Consider the following 17,549-nt stretch of genomic DNA (forward strand, 5'->3'; position numbering starts at 1 on the left):
GAGGCCGGGTGGCATGCGCTGCGCGCCGCCGCCCGGCCTCCGGATGCACCACCGGTGGGGTGGTCGCTCCTGTCAGCTCATCGCCTCAGGCGCTCATGACCTCCGCGGCAGAGCCGGTGCGGGCGCTCTCGTAGGCGGCGAGGATGATGCCGAGCACGGCGATGCCCTCCTCCTCGGTGTTCAGCGGGCGCTTGCCGGTTTCCAGGCAGGTCACGAAGTCGGCGATCTCCGCGGCGAAGGTGTCGATGGGCTCGGCCGCAAAGACCTGCTCCTCGTCCTCGGCGCGCAGCTTCACCCGCAGGGTCGAGCCGTCGGAGCTCAGCGAGCCCTTCTCGCCGACCACGGAGAAGCGGTCGGTGCCGGGCGCCGCCTGGTAGGCCCAGGAGGTGACGAGCTGGCCCACGCTGCCGTTGTCGAAGCGCACCAGGACCTGCGCCGAGTCCTCGCCCTCCATGAACTTCAGGCGGTGGGTCGACATCATCGAGAACACCTGCTTCGGGCGGCCGCCCGAGAGGTGCATGAGCAGGTAGGTCGGGTGGTAGCCGGTGTCGATGTACTCGCCGCCGCCGCTGGTGGCGGTGTGCGCGCGCCAGCCCATGTTCTCCGGGTCGAAGTCGTTGAAGAACGAGTCGGTGGTGCGCACCTCGTAGACGTCGCCCAGCGCGCCGGAGTCGATGACCTCCTTGGCCTTGGCGACGGCCGGCATGAACAGCTGGTTGTGCGCGCACATGAGGGTGACGCCGGCGGCGTCGACGGCCGCGCGGACCTCGGCGGCCTCCTCCGCGGTCAGGCACAGCGGCTTCTCGCACAGGATGTGCTTGCCGGCGTTCGCGGCCGCGACGATCGCGGGCTTGTGCAGGTGGTGGGGCAGGCAGATGTCGACGGCGTCGACGTCGGGGTCCTGCACGAGCTCGGTGAAGTCCGAGTAGCCCTTGGCGCCGATCTCCTCGGTGCGCAGGGCGAGGGTCTCGGGGTTCGCGTCGGCGATGGCGACCACGCGCGCGCGGTCGGGGATCGTGGAGTAGCCCTTGAGGTGGGCGTTGGCGATGCCGCCGCCGCCGATGAGGCCGATGCGGACGGGAAGGGTGACGGTCATGGTGTGCTCCTTCGTGAGCGGATGTCTGGGGTGCTTGTCTGTCTGGGGTGGTGAGCGGCCGGCCGGCACGTGTCCGGTCGGCAGGCGCCCGGTCGGCAGACGCTCGGGGCCGACCGGTCCCGCGACGGGCGCGGGATCCGCGGACCGGGCCGGTCAGATCCCGGCGTCGGCGTTCGCGGCGACGACCAGGGCGGTGAGGGCGCGGGCCCGGGCGAGGTTCTCGAGCGTGGGCTCCCCGCTGCGGATCGAGCGGACCCACTGCCAGAAGGGCGCGTCGATGTCAGCGGGGACCTCGACCTCTGTGGTGCCCTCACGGGTGGTCAGCAGCATCTTCTCGCCGCCGAAGCCGTAGAGCAGCGAGCCCTCGGTGCCATGGACCTCGATGGTGAAGCCACTGGCAGGGGTCACGAAGCCGGTCTCGATGACGCCGATAGCGCCGTCGGGCGTGGTGATCGTGACCGAGGCGTTGTCCTCCACGCCGCGCCCGGTGATGTCCGTATAGCTCGAGCGCACGCTCGAGGCGTCCTCGCCCAGGATCAGCTGGGTGAGGTAGACGGGGTGGGCGGCGAGATCGGAGAACGCGCCGCCGATCGCCTCGGCCGGATCGTAGAAGCGTGCGGGCAGCCAGTCGCGTGTCGAGCCGTCGTGCGCGAGGCGCACGCGGGCGTAGGTGATGCGGCCCAGGGTGCCGTCCTCGAGGATCTTCCGCAGGGCCACGGTGTAGCCGTGCGAGAGCCGCGGGAGGGACACGGTGAGGGCCACGCCCGCCTCGCCGGCCGCGTCGATGAGGGTGTCGCAGCCCTCGACGCTGGGCGAGAGCAGCTTCTCGGTGAACACGTGTTTGCCCGCGGCGATGACCTTGCCGAGGATCTCGTCGTGCACGGTGGTCGCGGTGGTGTTGGTGACGCCGTCGAGGTCCTCGCGGGCCAGCAGGGCGTCGAGGTCGGCCTCGAAGGGCACGCCCAGGCGCTCGGCGAGCTCCTGGCCGCGCGCGATGTCGTCGTCCCAGACGGCGACGAGCTCCGTGTCCGGGTGCTCGATCGCCGCCCGACCGTACTCCTCGGCGTGCACGTGCCATGCGGAGAGCACGGCGATGCGCAGGGGCGCTGCCGCGGTGGAGGGGGAGGTCATGGAGAAGTTTCCTGCTTCCGTCTCGTGGGGGTTGGTGCTTTCCTGACCGGCCGACGGGGCCGGGGGTCTGTGGTCCGGCCGTGGGGGCCGGGATCTGTAGTGCGGTTCGAAGACTGCGGCCGACGGGCCGGTGTTCACCGCTTTCCGTCGGGGATCTGCTGAGGCTTCCCGTAGGTGTCGGGCATCGTGTAGTCGGGGAAGAGCTCCATCTTCGGGACGACCATCGCCTGGTTCTCGTCGATGGCCTGCTGAGGGGTCTTGGAGCCGAGGGCGACCGAGGTCTTCGCGCGGTCGAGGGTGTCGGACGCGGCGGAGCCGACGGGGATCGGCGGGCGCGAGGTCGAGTTGGGCAGCATCTGGCGGAACAGCTCGGCGTCGGGGTCGTATTTCTTCTCGGTGATCGCCCGCAGATGCGTGGGCAGACTGCCGAGCTTCGGGACCACTATCGACTGTCCGACGAAGCCCGTGAAGTGCTTCATGAACTCCCAGGTGGTGCGGGACATGTTGGATCCCTTGGGCAGCACCAGCGAGAAGCCGCCGGACCAGGTGTACGTGGGGTCGCCGTCCTTCGCGACCGGCAACCAGGTCCATTTCAGGGGCAGCTTCGGGGCGTACTTCTTGTTCCCGGAGATCTGCCAGGGCCCGCCCGTGGTGATCGCCAGATGCTCGCCGAACACGGCATTCTGGGTCGGTGGGGCGTTGGGCGGCTGATAGGTCGCGAAGAATGCGTCGACCCCGGAGTAGGGGAACTCCTCGGCCCAGTCCGCGTAGAGATCGAACACGGACTTCCACTGCGGCGAATCGAGCACCACCTGGCTGGTCTCGTTGTCGTAGACCTGCGCGTCCAGGCCGAACGCCCAGGTGTAGGGCATGCCCTGGTCGGCCCAGGGCGCGAATCCGAGGCGGTCGTAGTTCCCGCGCGAGTCCTGGTGGGTGATCTGCCGCGCAGCATCCCGCAGCTCGTCCCAGGTGAGGACGTGCTGCTCGGGGTCGAACATGTCGAGGTCGACACGGGCATCCTTCAGCACGTTCTCGTTGAAGAGCAGCCCGCGGGCGTCCGTCGAAGTCGGCAGTCCGTAGAGCTTCCCGTCGTAGGTCAACTCGTCGATGGCGAACTGGATCCACTGGGACTTGAACTCCTCGGGCGAGACATCCTCGAACTTCTCGATCAGGGTGTCCACGGGCTCGAGCAGACCGATGGAGGCGTTCTGCACCGCATTGAAGCGGTCCATCCACCACACGTCAGGAGCGGTCCCGCCGCGAACCGCGGTGATGATCTGGCTCATGTCGGCCGCACCGCTGGAGGGCACCTGGTCGATGCTGACCTGTGCTCCCGCACCGGCGTCGGTGGCCAGGAAGGCATCGCGCGCTGCTTCGTCCTTGTCCTTGTCCGCGGCGCCCATCCCCCAGTAGCGCACGGTGCGCGGGCCGGTCGGTCCGCTGCCCGCGCACGACGTCGTGCCCAGCCCCGCCGCGAGGACTGCGCCGGCACCGGTGAGGAGCTGTCGTCGGTCGAGCATCGGGCCTCCCTTCCGAAGGTGGTGCGGGTCCGAAGGCGGGGTGCATCCGCGGCCCGGCGGGGCCGGGCATCGGGATAGCGGGGGAAAGAAGCGGGGCGCATCCCGGGCTGCGCTCGTCGGCCCGGGATGCGGCCCCGGTCAGCTACCGGGGACGGGGCTCGGTTTGCCGTAGGTCTCGGGCATCTTGTAGTCCGGGAAGAGCTCCATCTTGGGCGCGATCATCTGCTGGTTGGATTCCACGGCCTGCTTCGGGGTCGAGGACCCCAGGGCGACCGAGCTCTTGGTGCGCGTGAGCGTGTCCCACATGGCCGACCCCACCGGCAGCGGCGGGCGCGAGGTGGAGTTCGGGAGCATCGTGCGGAACAGCTCCGCCTTGGGGTTGTACTTCTTCTCCTGGATGGCCTTGATGCTCGTGGGCAGGTTCCCGAACTGGGGAACGACGATGCTCTGCCCCTCGAAGCCCGCATAGAACTTCATGAACTCCCAGAGGGTCTTCGTGATGTTGGCGCCCTTGGGGATGACCAGGCACTGCCCGCCCGACCAGGTGTAGGTGGGGTCCCCTTCCTTCGCGACCGGCAGATAGGTGAAGTCCAGGGGAAGGTCGGGGGCGTACTTCTCGTTGCCGCTGATCTGCCAGGGCCCCGAGGTGTCCACTCCCAGGCGGCCGCTGAACATCGCCGTCTGCGTGGGGGGCGCGTTCGGCGGCTGGTAGGTCGCGAAGAAGGCGTCGACGGAGGCGTAGGGGTACTGCTCGGCCCAGTCCGCATAGAGCTGGTACACCGACTCCCACTGCGGGGAATCGAGGGTGACGGTGGCGGTCTCGTTGTCGTAGGCCTGGGCGTCGAGTCCGAAGCCCCACGTGTAGGGCCATCCCTCGGAGAGCCAGGGAGCGAAGCCGAAGCGCTTGTAGTTGCCGCGCTTGTCGATGTCCACGATCTTCTCGCAGGCCTCGCCGAGCTCGTCCCACGTGATGACGTGCTTCTTCCAGTCGAACAGATCGAGGTCGACCCCCGCATCCTTGAGGACGTCCTTGTTGTACAGGAGCCCGCGGGCGTCGGTCGTGGCCGGCAGCCCGTACAGCTGGTCGTCGTAGGTCAGCTCGTCGATGGCGAACTGGATCCACTGGGACTTGAACTCCTCGGGCGAGACGTCCTCGTACTTCTCGATGAGGCCGTCGATGGGCTCGAGCAGGCCGATCGAGGCGTTCTGCACCGCGTTGAACCGGTCCATCCACCACACGTCCGGAGCGGTCCCGCCGCGCACCGCGGTGATGATCTGGCTCATGTCCGCGACGCCGCTCGACGGCACCTGATCGACGTAGATCTCCGCGTTCTTGCCCGCGTCGGTCTTCTTGAAGGCGTCGATGACCTGGTTGTCCTTGTCGACGTCGGCCGCGCCGAGGCCCCAGTAGCTGACCACGTTCGGTCCCGCGGCAGGTGCCGAGGCGCACGCGCCCAGTCCGACGGCCGCACCGGCGGCCGTGGCTCCGGCCAGGAAGGATCGTCTGGAGATCACTTGAAGCCTCCGATCGTGATGCCGCGGATGAAGTACCGCTGGAAGATGAAGAACAGGAGCAGCAGGGGCAGGATCACCAGGAAGCTGGCGGCCATCAGCTGGTTGAAGGAGACGTCCTGCGCGTTGACGGAGCGGAACGTCTGCAGACCGATCGAGAGCGTCTGGACCTTCTGGTCCTGCAGATAGATCAGCGGCCCCATGAAGTCGTTCCACGAGCCGACGGCCGAGAAGATCGCGACGGTGGTCAGCGCCGGCATCGCGGTGGGGAACGCGATCCTCCACAGGATCGTCCATTCGCTCGCGCCGTCCACCCGGGCGGCGTCGAGCATGGGCTGAGGGATCTGCTTGAGGAACTGTCTCAGCAGGAACACGTAGAACGCACTGCCGAACATGGCCGGCAATATCAGCGGGAACAGCGTGTTCACCAACCCCAGTCGGGCCCACATGTCGAACATGGGGATCAGGGTGACGGGGAACGGGAGGAACAGTGTCGCGATGACGACGTAGAAGAGCTTGTCGCGGCCCGGCCAGTCGATGCACGCGAATCCGTACGCGATGATGAAGTTCGAGATCACCGACAGCAGCACCACGGATATGGTGATGATCGCGGAGTTCGCGAAGAACTGCAGGAACGGCATCGCAGTGACTGCCTTGACGAAGTTCCCGAACTCGATGTTGTGCGGGAACAGCGTGGGCGGGAACTTCGCGAGCTCCTGGTCGGACTTGAGCGCGGAGACGATCATCCAGTAGAGCGGCATCAGGAACAGGATGCTGAGGATGATCATCACGATGCGCGCGATGAGCGTCGAGTGCCAGGAGCGCTTGGTGCCGTCGGCGCGCCGGTTGTAGGCCTCGGCGTTGGCCTTTTTGCGCTGCGGAGCGATGTTCTCCGCAGGAGTCTGGATCATGGTGCTCATCAGCCGGCCTCCACGTCGTAGTTCACGAACCGGCGCGAGAGCCAGTAGACGAGCAGGGCCAGCCCGAGCCCCACCAGGAAGAGGATCACCGCGAGGGCGGATGCGTATCCGAGCTCGGCGAAGCCGAAGGCGTTCTTGTAGAGGTACATCATGTAGAACAGCGCGCCCGCGTCGGGATCGCCCGTGCCGTTCGTGACGATGAATGCCTCGGTGAACACCTGCAGGGATCCCGATATGCCGGTGATCAGGTTGAACAGAAGGACCGGGGAGAGAAGCGGGAACGTGATCGAGAAGAACTGGCGCAGGGGGCTGGCGCCGTCCACTCGGGCCGCCTCGTAGATCGTCTTCGGGATGTTGCGCAGACCGGCGAGGAAGATGAGGGCCGCGTTGCCCGCACCCAGCTGTGCCATCAGGATGATCGCGATCTTCACCCCGGTGGGATCACCCAGGAGGTTGACGTTCGCGCCCCCGAAGATCTTGAGGACCTGGTTGAACACGCCGAACTGGGGATTCAGGAACACGATGAAGATGAAGGACATCGCGAACGCCGGGATCAGCGAGGGCGCGTAGAAGATCGTCCTGTACCAGGCGACCTCGCGCACGTTCTGGTTCATCGCGATCGCGAGCGCCAGAGCGATGATCAGCCCCAGCGGGACGGCGATGATGGCGTAGAAGATCGTGTTCGACGCCGCCTTGCCGACCATCGGGTCGGTGAAGGCGGTGACATAGTTCTGAACGCCCACCCACGTCGGCGCCTCCATCCCCGAATACCGCGTGAAGCTCAGAGCGATCGAGTACGCGACCGGGTAGATGATGAAGATGAGGACCCCGATGATCCAGGGGGAGATGAACAGCAGGCCGGTGCGCAGCTTTCGGCGCTGGCCCGCATTCATGCCGCGCTTGCGGCGTGCGGGAGGGGCGGGCGCCGCACTGCCCAAGGCGCCTGAGGCGCTCGCGGGGCCGGCCGGCGGGCCGACGGTGTCGGTGACACTCATCGTGGGTTCCTTCCTCGGTCTCGGCGGGCCGTCTCCGGCACGTCGGGGGCTCTGCTCACGTGGGAGTCGGAGCGGGAACGATGGGATGGGGGATCTGGTCGGGAAGCGGGCCGGACGGCGATGTCGTGAGGCCCGGGGGTCGGCCCCGCTGGCTGCGGAGACCGGAGTTCTTCGGCGGGGATCGAGCACCGTGTCGATGCGGTCCGTTCCGCATCGCGGGCCATCCCGCGCCTCTCGGTGACGTACATTACTCACACTGTTGGACTAAAGGCAACGGGGCTCGCCCCGAGGTGGAAGGAGCACTCGTGCGCGGGTCATCCATGCCGGACATCGGCGCCAAGAACGAGCTCGTCGTGCTCGATGCGATCCGCAGTGCGCCCGAGGGCAGCTCGCAATCGGAGGTGGTGCGCCGCAGCGGCCTCTCCCGGCAGGCGGTCAGCCTCATCACGCGCCGGCTCATGGAACGCGGCCTCGTCGAGACCGACGGCACGCTCTCCGCGGGCAGGGGTAAGCCGCGCACCGTGCTGCGCGTCGTGCCGTCGTCGCTGCTCGCGGCCGGCGTGCACCTGGATCCCACGGGGATCACGCTGGTCATCGTCGACCTGGGGGCGAACGTCGTCGCGGAGAAGGCGCTCGGTCCCCCGGGCCCGGACCCCGATGCGGGGGTGGCTCGGATCGCGGCGGGACTCGAGGAGCTGCTCGCGACGATGTACGAGGACGGCTGGCGCACCCCCGGCGGCCAGAGTGCGCGCGAGGCCCTGCTGGGTGTCGGGGTCGCCGCTCCGGGCGGCCTGGACTGGCGCCGCGGCGTGCTCGTGGATCCGCCCTGGATGCCGGACTGGTGGGACACGCCCCTCGTGGAGATGCTCTCGCGGGCGACGGGCCGCACGGCCCTCCTGGACAAGGACACGAACGCGGCGCTCGCGGCGGAGATCTGGGCCGGCGAGCGTCTGAGCGAGCAGACGCTCCTGTACGTCTACGTGAGCGCGGGCGTCGGCTCGGCGGTCTCGAGCGCGGGCCGGGTCCAGCGCGGCTCGACCACGCAGGCCGGCGAGATCGGGCATCTGCCGACGGGCCTGGACGGTCCCATCTGCGGATGCGGCCGGCGCGCGTGCCTCTCGACCTTCACGGACGTGCACGCGATGCTGCACCGGATCGACGCCGCGGGGAGAACTGCGGAGGACTCCGCAGGGAGCCCACCCGAGGGCCACGCGGCGGATCCGGCGGCGGAGATCGAGGTGGACGAGCTCTCCTCCGCGTCCCTCGAGGCCGACGGCGAGCGCCTGGACGCCCTGCTCGCGGCGGCGACGTCGGGCGACCGCCTGGCCGCACGGATCGCGCAGGAGCACGGCACCGCGCTCGGCGAGGCGCTGCGCACCCTGATCGGGGTCCACGATCCGCACCGCGTGATCATCGGCGGCCCCTACTGGCGCGCGCTCGAGCCGTTCGCCATGCCGCAGGTGCTCGAGCGCGCGCTGCAGGGCAGCGGCGGACGCCGCGGCGTCACCATCAGCTCCTCCGCCTTCGGCGACGACGTCGGCGCGATCGGCGCCGCCACCCTGTACCTGGGCAGGGAGCTCTCCCCCACCGTGCGCTGACCGGTCGGCCGCATCCGTCGGCCGGCCGGCGCGCGGCGGACCGCCGAGCCCGCTCTCTCAGCTCGCAGCGGCGAGCCCCGTCGTCCCGTGGGGGTCGATGACGAACTTCTTCGCCGCGCCCTTGTCGAACTCGGCGTAGCCGCGCGGGGCGTCGTCGAGCGAGATGACGGTGGCGTTCACGGCGTCGGCGATGTGCACCTTGTCGTGCAGGATCGCCTCCATGAGCTGGCGGTGGTAGCGCATGACGGGGCACTGCCCGGTCATGAACCCGAGGGCCTTCGCCCAGCCCAGGCCGAGGCGCAGGGAGAGCGAGCCCTCCTGGGCCGCCTCGTCCACGCCGCCGGGATCGCCGGTGACGTAGAGCCCGGGGATCCCGAGGGCGCCGCCGGCCTTGGTGACGTCCATGAGCGTGTTCAGCACGGTCGCGGGCGCCTCCTTCGCGTCGTGCCCGTGGCCCTTGGCCTCGAAGCCCACGGCGTCGACCCCGCAGTCGACCTCCTCGCGACCCAGGATCCTCGCGATCTGCTCGCGGGGGTCCTGCTCGGCGACGTCGACGGTCTCGCAGCCGAAGGCGCGGGCGGCCGCGAGGCGGTCCTCCTGCATGTCCGCGACGATGACGACCGCCGCCCCGAGCAGCTGCGCGCCGACGGCCGCGGCGAGTCCCACCGGCCCCGCCCCGGCGATGTACACCGAGCTGCCGGGGCCGACGCCTGCGGTGACGGCGCCGTGGTACCCGGTCGGGAAGATGTCCGAGAGCATCGTGAGATCGAGGATCTTCTCGAGCGCCCGGTCCTTGTCGGGGAACTTCAGCAGGTTCCAATCGGCGTAGGGCACGAGCACGTACTCGGCCTGCCCGCCCACCCAGCCGCCCATGTCGACGTAGCCGTAGGCGCTGCCGGGGCGGTCGGGGTTCACGTTCAGGCATATCTCGGTGCGCCCGATCTTGCAGTTCACGCACCTGCCACAGGAGATGTTGAACGGCACCGAGACCAGGTCGCCGGTCTTGATGAACTCGACGTCGGGGCCCACGTCGATCACCTCGCCAGTGATCTCGTGCCCCAGCACCAGCCCCTCGGGTGCGGTGGTGCGGCCGCGGACCATGTGCTGGTCCGAGCCGCAGATGTTGGTGGTGACGACCTTCAGGATCGCCCCGTGGGGCAGCTTCCGGCCGACGTTCGCGGGGTTCACCCCCGGCCCGTCCTTGAGCTCGTAGGTGGGGTAGTCGATGTCGACGACCTCGACCTTCCCGGCTCCCTTGTACGCGACTGCTCGATTGCTCGACATCAGCGGTGGCCTCCTCGCCTCCCGGCGGCGCGTCCGACCTCGTTGTCCCGCGCCCAGCCTCATGGTGGGCTTGCGCGACGAGCGCGGTCAAGAGCTCGGGGCTGGGCGAGGGCTTGTCCGCGGGCACGTCATCCCACACGCTCCAGGATCGAGCGGAGCTGCTCCAGATCCTCGGGCGCGAGCGCGCTGAGGGCGTCGGGAGGCGTGTCGTGGACCTGCTGCGCTCGCTGTGCGAGCGCTCTTCCGCGCGGGGTGAGGGCGACGATCTTCACGCGGCCGTCGGAGCTGTGGGTTTCGAGCGCGACGAGCCTCTACAGGCTGGCATCTGTCGCGTACATCGGCGGCCTCTACCTCGTCTCCGTGTACCTCCAGGATGCCCTCCATGCCTCAGCGTTCGAGGCCGGACTGACGAGCGCTGCTTCCGCGATCGGAGTGATCATCGGCGGGCAGCTCGTCTCCCGCATCCTCTACCCGCGCTTCGGTCCGCGACGGCTCACGACCCTCGGGCTCCTCCTCATCGGTGCGAGCCTTTCGCTGATGGCGCTCGTCGGGACGGGGACGAGCCTCTGGTGGGTGCGCAGCGACCTGCTGCTGCTCGGGCTGGGCGTCGCGGCGGTCTTCATCCCGTCCCAAGCGATCTCCATGGCCACGATCTCCAAGGCCGACACCAGCAGGGCGTCCCCGATCTTCAACGCCGGGAAGCAGCTGGGGAGCGCCGTCGGCGTCGCACTCCTCTCCACCGTCCTCGTCCTCGCCGCACCATCGCACTCGAGCACGGGCATCAGTGGCGCAGAACCGTTCCCATTCCGGCTCGCGTTCCTCACCGCCGCAGTGGTCGCTCTGGGCACGACCGCTGTCTCCCTCACGATCTGCGACGGCGAGGCGTCCGGGACGATGACGCGCCGACCCCGGTGACGCCGCGACCAGGGCGGACGCGGATCCGGCACACGCTAGGCCACGACCTCGCCGTCCTCGACCACCTCGGCGCCGCGCCCGCCGGTCGCGCGCAGGTGCCACAGCCACAGCACGGTCCCCGCGCAGACGAACGCCAGCGCGGTCGCCGCCAGAGTCACCAGGGAGCCCGTCACCAGCGGCGCCACGACACCCGCGAGCAGCGCGTTCAGCACGAGCGAGGAGAAGGTGCCCAGCGATGCGGCGGCGCCTCGGGCGTGAGGGAAGAGGTCCATGATCTCGAGCTGGATGGGCGCGAAGATCAGGGAGACGGTGAAGCCGATCAGCATCGGGCCGACGAGCACGGGGATGAGCGCAGGCGAGATCGTGCCGTCGGGCGCGGGGGCGAGCGTCACGAGCAGCAGGTTCAGCGCGGTGGCTCCGAGCGTCGCGAGATAGCCGACGGTGATCATGCGGGTGCGCGGCAGGCGGTCGGCGAGTCGGCCGACGGCCTGGGCGCCGGTGAACATGCCGATGATCAGCGGCACGAACAGCACCCAGAAGTCCTGCTCGCCGAGCCCCAGCAGGCGCACCACGATGATCTGGGCCGAGGCGATGAACAGGAACTGGGCGGCGAAGCCGAAGGCCGTGGCGAGGGCGATCCGGACCATGAGCGCCGAGGCGCCCACGTGCACGAGCGAGCCGAGCAGCGAGCCGATCCGCAGCGGCGAGCGGCGCTCGGGCGGGAGCGTCTCGGGCAGCAGGATCGTGAGCACGATCGCGAGCAGTCCGTAGAGGCCGATGCCGCCGAACACCCAGCGCCAGTCCCCCAGCAGCAGGAGCCAGCCGCCGATCACCGGGGCCAGGGCGGGCGCGATCGAGAAGATGGCCATGACCTGCGCCATCAGCCGCTGCGCCTGGGCGCCCGAGTAGAGGTCGCGCACCATGACGCGGGAGATGATCGTCGCCGCCCCGGCGCTCATGCCCTGCAGGACCCGCAGCAGCACGAGGCTGCCGAAGGTGGGGGCCAGCACGCAGGCGAACATCCCGAGCACGTAGATGCTCAGGCCCGCGAGCATGACGCGCCGCCGCCCCAGCGCGTCGGAGAGCGGCCCGTGGAAGATCGACATCACCGCGAAGGCCGCGAGGTAGGCGGAGACGAGCTGCTGCAGCGCGCCCTCGGACTCCCCGAACTCGGCGCCGATGCGGGTGAAGGCGGGGAACACGGAGTCGATCGTGAACGGGCCGATCATGGTGATCGCGGCGATCGCGACGGTGATGAAGGCGCGGGGCCGGCGAGGCTGCTGCGCAGCGCGTTCGGGGATGGACGGGGGCTGCGCGGGATCGGCCGTGGTCACCCGTTCACCCTAGCCCGGGGGCAGGGACACGCAGGGAGCCGTCGTATCCGCCCGTTTCCTGCCGTGGTGGCGTGAGCTCGTGCATGCTTGAACGGTGTCGAAGCCAGCAGCGATTGTGTACGTCGATGGGTTCAATCTCTACAAGGGGCAGCTGGAGAGCCGTCCTCAGAACAAGTGGCTGGATCTCGTTGCGCTCTTCGACGACGTTTTGGACGCCTTCGATGTTCGCCATGTGCACTACTTCACCGCTCGCATCAAGGGGCGCATGAACCCCGAGGACCCGCACGCACCAGACCGGCAGCACGCATATCTGAGAGCCCTCGGCACTCTGGATCGATTGACGGTCCACGATGATTCCCTTTTCACCGTGCATCACGGATTCGCGCGCAAGTGGGTCGACGGCAAGGAGCGACCACCGCTCCGGCACCATCACGTCTACAAGGTCCAGGAGAAGGGCTCGGACGTGAAGCTGGCGACGCAGCCGCTCATGGATGCGCTCGATGGGCTCGCCCAGACCTTGGTCGTCGTCTCCTCAGACTCGGACCTGGCGCACCCCATTGCCGTAGCGAAGCAGAGGTTCGGCGTACGGGTCGGCGTTCTCTACCCGCGAAACGAGAGAACAAAACTCTTCGAGCAGGCGGGCATCGACTTCAGTCTCTATCTGCGACCCGGCTACGCATCGCGGAATCAGCTCCCACCTGTGGTCCAGACGGGGAAACAGCCGATCCATCGACCACCGTCCTGGAAATAGCAAGGCCCCGCACGAAGCGGGGCCTTGAGCCTGATCCGGAGGAACAGGGGTTGTGCCCCGAGGGTAACACCGGTGGCGTGCTGTCACCAGCCCCAGCGCCGCTCTCGGCCTCGAATCAGGACGCGAGCCGGTCCGCCGCGCGCAGCACGAGGGGCTCGCGGCTGCGCCGGGCAGCGCGCATGACCTCCTCGACGTGGGCGGGGTCGGCCTCCGGCGCTCCCGGCGATCCCGCGTCGAACGGCGGCTGCGGGTCGTACTCCATGGCGAGCTGGACGCCCTTGGCGACGTCGTCCCCGTAGATCTCCGCGGCGAGGGTGAGAGCGAAGTCGATGCCGCTGGTCACCCCTCCCCCGGTGAGCAGGTCGCCGTCCCGCACCACGCGCTCGCGCACGGGGATCGCGCCCAGGTGCCGCAGCAGCGGGTGCACGGCCCAGTGGGTCGTGGCGCGTCGACCCCGCAGCAGACCGATCGCCCCGAGCACGAAGGCGCCGGTGCAGACGCTCGTCACGTAGCGCGCGCCTGCAGCCTGGCGCCGCACGAAGTCGAGGGCGACGGAGTCCTCGAGAGTGTCGAAGGCGCCCTGCCCGCCGGGGATCATGAGGACGTCGGCCTGCCCCGCCTCCTCGAAGGCGACCGTGGGCAGCAGGGAGAAACCGGCGTCGGTCGGGACTGGTTCGTGCCGATGCCACGCGAGGTCCACGACGGCGCCCGGCAAGCCCGCGAAGACCTGGACCGGCCCGGTGAGATCGAGCTGCGTGACCTGCGGGAACAGCAGTGTCGTGAAGCGGAGCGGTCGGGGCGATGCTGCCATGGTGCGGTGCTTCCTCTCCCGGCGGGCCGGACGCCTCGGCGTCGGCGTCCGCCGGATGCGGTGGGTGGGTTCTGTGCGGTGGGTGCGGTGGGTGTGGACGTGGGATCAGGGACGCTGCGCGGTCCCCGGAGCGCGGCGGGCAGCCGGGTGCGCACGGGTCGACGGGAGCGCGGCGGGCTCACCGGGGCGCGGGGCACGGCTGCTCCGCGAGCGCCTGCGGGCGCGGGGCCCGGCGCGCGGGCAGCAGCCACGCACCCAGGGCCAGGGCGGCGGCCGCGACGGTCGCGACCGCGTAGACCACTCCGGCGGCGCCGAGTCCGATGAGGTCGCTGAGCAGTCCCGCGCACAGGGCGGAGGCACCGTAGGCGAGGTAGCCGACGATGTAGAACGCCGCGAAGAACCCTCCGCGCTCGTGCGGCCGGACGCCCGGCAGCAGGATGCGCAGGGTCGCGGAGAAGACCGCTCCGTACCCGACGCCGGTGACGAGAGCCCCCGCGACCACCAGGGACGCGTCGCCGGTGGCGAAGGAGGCGCACTCGGCGAGGACGCCGAGCATCACCGCGACGTACCCGCCGGGCACGAGCACGCGCGGCCCGATCCGCGGGGCGAGCACGAGGGTGCAGATCGTGGCCACGAGCGGCTGGGTCGCCACGATCAGCGCCGATGGGAGGCCGACGCCGAGGTGCAGGACGCTGCCGGCGAGCGACCCTCCCAGGCCCAGGATCAGTCCCGCGGACATCCAGATCGCGATGATCCCGGGCGCGAGCCGGAGGAACTGCCCGCGCACCGCATCGGGGATCCGGATCCGCGGGACCAGCGAGGCCAGGGCGCCGGCGCGCGGCGAGACGGTCTCCGGGGACAGCATCAGCAGGACGGCGGCGACGAGGACCACGGCGAGCGCGACGGCGAACAGCACGGCGTTCGGGGCCGACGTCGCCTCGATGGCGATCCCCGCCAGCACCACGCCGATCCCGAGACCGCCGGCGGTCGTCACGCTCACCGCGGTGTGCGCGAGGCGCCGATGCCGCTCGGGGGCGAGCTCCACGATGGACGCGCTGAGCGCGGCGGTCGCGGCGCCGATCGCCGCGCCCTGGACGGCGCGCGCGAGGACCAGGTCGCCGATGGCGTGGGCGCGCAGGAAGAGCAGGAGCGCGAGGGCGGTCAGCAGCAGGGAGCCGACCGCCACCGGGCGTCGCCCGAGGTGGTCGGAGAGCGACCCGCAGGTCAGCAGCGCCAGGAGCAGGGTCAGCGCATAGACGGCGAAGGCGCCGGTGAGGGCGCCGTCCGAGAAGCCCCAGGCCTCCTGGTCGTAGCTCAGCAGGACGCTCGGCGCTCCCGCGGCAGCCATGGCCGCCATGAAGGCCAGCACGGAGACGCAGCAGGCGGCCCATCGGGGCATCGAAGGCACGGTGATCAGGGTCCTCTCGGGGGTTCTCGTCGGGTTCTCGTCGGGTTCTCGTCGGCCGACGGGACCCATCCTGCGAGCGGGGAGCGAGACGAGGACAGTGGCATAACTGCCGACATGTGCAAGGATTACGTCATGTACCCGCTGGCCCCCCAGGACCCGGTCGACCCGCAGGACTCGGTCGACCCGCCGGACCCGCAGCACTCGTCGGCCGCTCCGACCCGCCACCAGGTCGCCGTGCTCGTGATGCCCGGGGCGCTGCCGCTGGACGTCGGCATCCCGCTGCAGGTCTTCGCGGAGCGCCCGGGCACCCCGTACGCGCTGAGCATCTGCGCCGAGAGCCCCGGCGCCGTGCCCGCCGCCTCGGGGCTCGCGTACCAGGTGGAGCAGGGGCTCGAGGCGCTCGCGCGCGCCGATACGGTCATCGTCCCGGGCTACGCGCCCCCGGATCGGCCGGTCCCCCTGCCTGTGCGCGAGGCGCTGATGGCGGCCCACGAGCGCGGGGCACGGCTGGTGTCGATCTGCTACGGCGCCTTCGCCCTGGCCGACGCCGGGCTGCTGCGCGGACGGCGCGCGACGACCCACTGGGATGCCGCCGCCCGGCTCGCGCGCACCTACCCGGACGTGGAGGTGGACCCGAACGTGCTGTTCGTCGACGAGGGCAGCATCCTCAGCTCCGCCGGGGTCGCGGCCGGCCTCGACCTGTGCCTGTACATCGTGCGCAAGGACCTCGGCGCGAAGACCGCCAACGAGATCGCCCGGCGCCTGGTCACCTCACCGCGCCGCGCCGGCGGCCAGGCGCAGTACCAGCCGGCCGGTTGGATGCCCGTCGCGGACGGCGAGGCGCTCGAGGACGTGCGGACGTGGGCACTGGGGCACCTCGAGGAGGATCTGACCACGCAGCAGCTGGCCGACCGGGCCGCGATGTCGCGGCGCACCTTCGAGCGCCGCTTCGTCGAGGAGACCGGGCGCCCGCCGCACCGCTGGATCCTCGAGGCCCGCGTGGACATGGCACGCCGCCTGCTCGAGGACAGCGACCTTCCCGTCGATCAGATCGCCGCGCGCACGGGCCTGGGCACCGGGGCGAACCTGCGGCTCCACTTCCGCCGCGCACTCGGCACCTCGCCCGGCGAGTACCGCAGAACCTTCACCTCGACCCTCACGCAGTGACCGGGACGGCCCGTTCTCCGACGGGGTCGCTCCCTGCGTCACGGGCGATCGCACCGTCGGGCACGGCCTGCCCGTCGGGCGCGCTCGCGCCGCACGCGTCCTCGCACGGCACCGTCTCCCCGAGCAGGTCGAGCAGGAGCGCCGAGGGGACGTCGGCCGACGGGGCGAGCGGGCTGATGGCGCTCACCGACCAGCTGGGCTGGGCGGCGCCCGGCAGCTCGCGGGTCAGGAGGCTGGCAGCCTGCGGCTTCCGGGCGACGTGCGCGGGGACGATCGCGACACCGAGCCCGCTGGTCACGAGGTCCAGCAGGGTGTGCACGTCGTTGACGCTGCAGCGCACGCGGCGGTGGACGCCATGGGTCGCGAGCAGGTCGTCGTTCATGGTGCGCACCCCCCAGGTCTCGGAGAAGTCCACGAAGTCGGCGCCGTCGAGCATCTCCCAGCGCAGGATGGTGCGGCGGGCGAGTCGGTGATCGGGCGGGACGACGAGCACGAGCGGCTCCCCGCCCAGGAACGTGTGGCGCAGTGCGCCGAGGTGCCGGTCGGTGGCGACGAAGGCGACGTCCAGCTCGCCCTCGCGCACCGCTCCCACCAGCTCGTGCGAGCCGGCCTGCGCGAACTCGGTGGCGATCCCCGGGTGGCGCTGATGGAACGCCGAGAGCAGGGCGGAGACGTCCACGAGACCCAGGCACTGCTCGGCGCCCACGCGCAGCGAGCCGCTGACCGCGGGGCCCACGCGCAGCACGGCCTCGCGGGCGCGGGCGGCCTCCTCGAGCAGGGTGCGGGCGTGCGGGAGCAGGGCGAAGCCTGCGGCGGTCGGCTCGACGCGCCGGGTGGTGCGCTCGAACAGCGGCGTGCCGAGCTCCTGCTCAAGACTGCGGATCGCGCTGCTGAGCCCGGACTGCGAGATGCCAGCGAGCTCGGCCGCGCGGGTGAAGTGCCGCTCGTCGGCGAGCGCCACCACGTACTCCATCTGCCTGAGGTCCATGTCCGCCCCGCATCCTTCTCGTTCGTGATCCGTCGACCATGCGCTGCCGTCGGGTGGACAGCGCGCCAGCCTGCCCACGCGTCGGCCTGTCGGCCCGTTGGCCCGCCACATCATCGCAT

Annotated in this window: 15 protein-coding genes; 4 read left to right on the forward strand and 11 right to left on the reverse strand. The window is 70.2% G+C overall.

What is annotated here, in order from left to right; all coding sequences use genetic code 11:
- Positions 1–85 precede the first annotated feature (85 nt).
- The 6 genes from FHG10_RS16945 to FHG10_RS16970 form a co-directional block, all read right to left on the reverse strand.
- A complete protein-coding gene (locus FHG10_RS16945; protein ID WP_152354545.1) occupies positions 86–1,096 on the reverse strand; it encodes a Gfo/Idh/MocA family protein in 1,011 nt (336 codons plus the stop codon).
- Positions 1,097–1,249: 153 nt separating this feature from the next.
- Positions 1,250–2,227, reverse strand: a complete 978-nt coding sequence (locus FHG10_RS16950; RefSeq protein WP_152354546.1) for a Gfo/Idh/MocA family protein — start codon at positions 2,225–2,227, stop codon at positions 1,250–1,252.
- A 134-nt stretch (positions 2,228–2,361) separates the two neighbouring features.
- Positions 2,362–3,747, reverse strand: coding sequence for an extracellular solute-binding protein (locus FHG10_RS16955; protein WP_152354547.1), 1,386 nt, complete (start codon positions 3,745–3,747; stop codon positions 2,362–2,364).
- Positions 3,748–3,885: 138 nt separating this feature from the next.
- Positions 3,886–5,262 (reverse strand): extracellular solute-binding protein, encoded by a 1,377-nt coding sequence (locus tag FHG10_RS16960; protein ID WP_152354548.1) that lies wholly within the window; start codon positions 5,260–5,262, stop codon positions 3,886–3,888.
- On the reverse strand, positions 5,259–6,179 hold the full coding sequence (locus FHG10_RS16965; RefSeq protein ID WP_152354549.1) for a carbohydrate ABC transporter permease: 921 nt from the start codon (positions 6,177–6,179) through the stop codon (positions 5,259–5,261). Before FHG10_RS16965 ends, FHG10_RS16960 begins: the two co-directional genes overlap by 4 nt.
- Positions 6,179–7,174 (reverse strand): carbohydrate ABC transporter permease, encoded by a 996-nt coding sequence (locus tag FHG10_RS16970; protein WP_152354550.1) that lies wholly within the window; start codon positions 7,172–7,174, stop codon positions 6,179–6,181. The genes FHG10_RS16965 and FHG10_RS16970 overlap by 1 nt, the downstream gene beginning before the upstream one ends.
- A gap of 305 nt (positions 7,175–7,479) precedes the next feature.
- Between FHG10_RS16970 and FHG10_RS16975 the strand changes: the two genes are divergently transcribed.
- A complete protein-coding gene (locus tag FHG10_RS16975) occupies positions 7,480–8,772 on the forward strand; it encodes an ROK family transcriptional regulator (RefSeq protein WP_152354551.1) in 1,293 nt (430 codons plus the stop codon).
- A 57-nt stretch (positions 8,773–8,829) separates the two neighbouring features.
- Here FHG10_RS16975 and fdhA read toward each other — a convergent pair whose 3' ends face one another.
- On the reverse strand, positions 8,830–10,056 hold the full coding sequence (gene fdhA / locus FHG10_RS16980; RefSeq protein ID WP_152354552.1) for a formaldehyde dehydrogenase, glutathione-independent: 1,227 nt from the start codon (positions 10,054–10,056) through the stop codon (positions 8,830–8,832).
- A 252-nt stretch (positions 10,057–10,308) separates the two neighbouring features.
- On the opposite strand from fdhA, the gene FHG10_RS18080 reads away from it, so the two are divergent.
- On the forward strand, positions 10,309–10,971 hold the full coding sequence (locus FHG10_RS18080; protein WP_193636367.1) for an MFS transporter: 663 nt from the start codon (positions 10,309–10,311) through the stop codon (positions 10,969–10,971).
- Positions 10,972–11,006: 35 nt separating this feature from the next.
- Here the strand turns inward: FHG10_RS18080 and FHG10_RS16990 are convergent, their stop codons facing one another.
- Positions 11,007–12,305, reverse strand: coding sequence for a multidrug effflux MFS transporter (locus tag FHG10_RS16990; RefSeq protein ID WP_152354554.1), 1,299 nt, complete (start codon positions 12,303–12,305; stop codon positions 11,007–11,009).
- 94 nt (positions 12,306–12,399) lie between these two features.
- Here FHG10_RS16990 and FHG10_RS16995 point away from each other — a divergent pair, with 94 nt between their 5' ends.
- Positions 12,400–13,056, forward strand: coding sequence for an NYN domain-containing protein (locus tag FHG10_RS16995; protein WP_152354555.1), 657 nt, complete (start codon positions 12,400–12,402; stop codon positions 13,054–13,056).
- Positions 13,057–13,171: 115 nt separating this feature from the next.
- Here FHG10_RS16995 and FHG10_RS17000 read toward each other — a convergent pair whose 3' ends face one another.
- On the reverse strand, positions 13,172–13,867 hold the full coding sequence (locus tag FHG10_RS17000; RefSeq protein ID WP_152354556.1) for a DJ-1/PfpI family protein: 696 nt from the start codon (positions 13,865–13,867) through the stop codon (positions 13,172–13,174).
- Between the two features lie 178 nt (positions 13,868–14,045).
- Complete coding sequence (locus FHG10_RS17005; protein WP_193636368.1) at positions 14,046–15,266, reverse strand: MFS transporter; 1,221 nt, start codon at positions 15,264–15,266, stop codon at positions 14,046–14,048.
- A 141-nt stretch (positions 15,267–15,407) separates the two neighbouring features.
- Here FHG10_RS17005 and FHG10_RS17010 point away from each other — a divergent pair, with 141 nt between their 5' ends.
- Positions 15,408–16,442, forward strand: a complete 1,035-nt coding sequence (locus FHG10_RS17010) for a GlxA family transcriptional regulator (protein ID WP_152354558.1) — start codon at positions 15,408–15,410, stop codon at positions 16,440–16,442.
- Here FHG10_RS17010 and FHG10_RS17015 read toward each other — a convergent pair.
- A complete protein-coding gene (locus tag FHG10_RS17015; protein WP_152354559.1) occupies positions 16,432–17,430 on the reverse strand; it encodes a LysR family transcriptional regulator in 999 nt (332 codons plus the stop codon). The genes FHG10_RS17010 and FHG10_RS17015 overlap by 11 nt on opposite strands.
- Positions 17,431–17,549 lie beyond the last annotated feature (119 nt).

The organism is Brachybacterium subflavum (assembly GCF_009299795.1).
Taxonomy (GTDB): domain Bacteria; phylum Actinomycetota; class Actinomycetes; order Actinomycetales; family Dermabacteraceae; genus Brachybacterium; species Brachybacterium subflavum.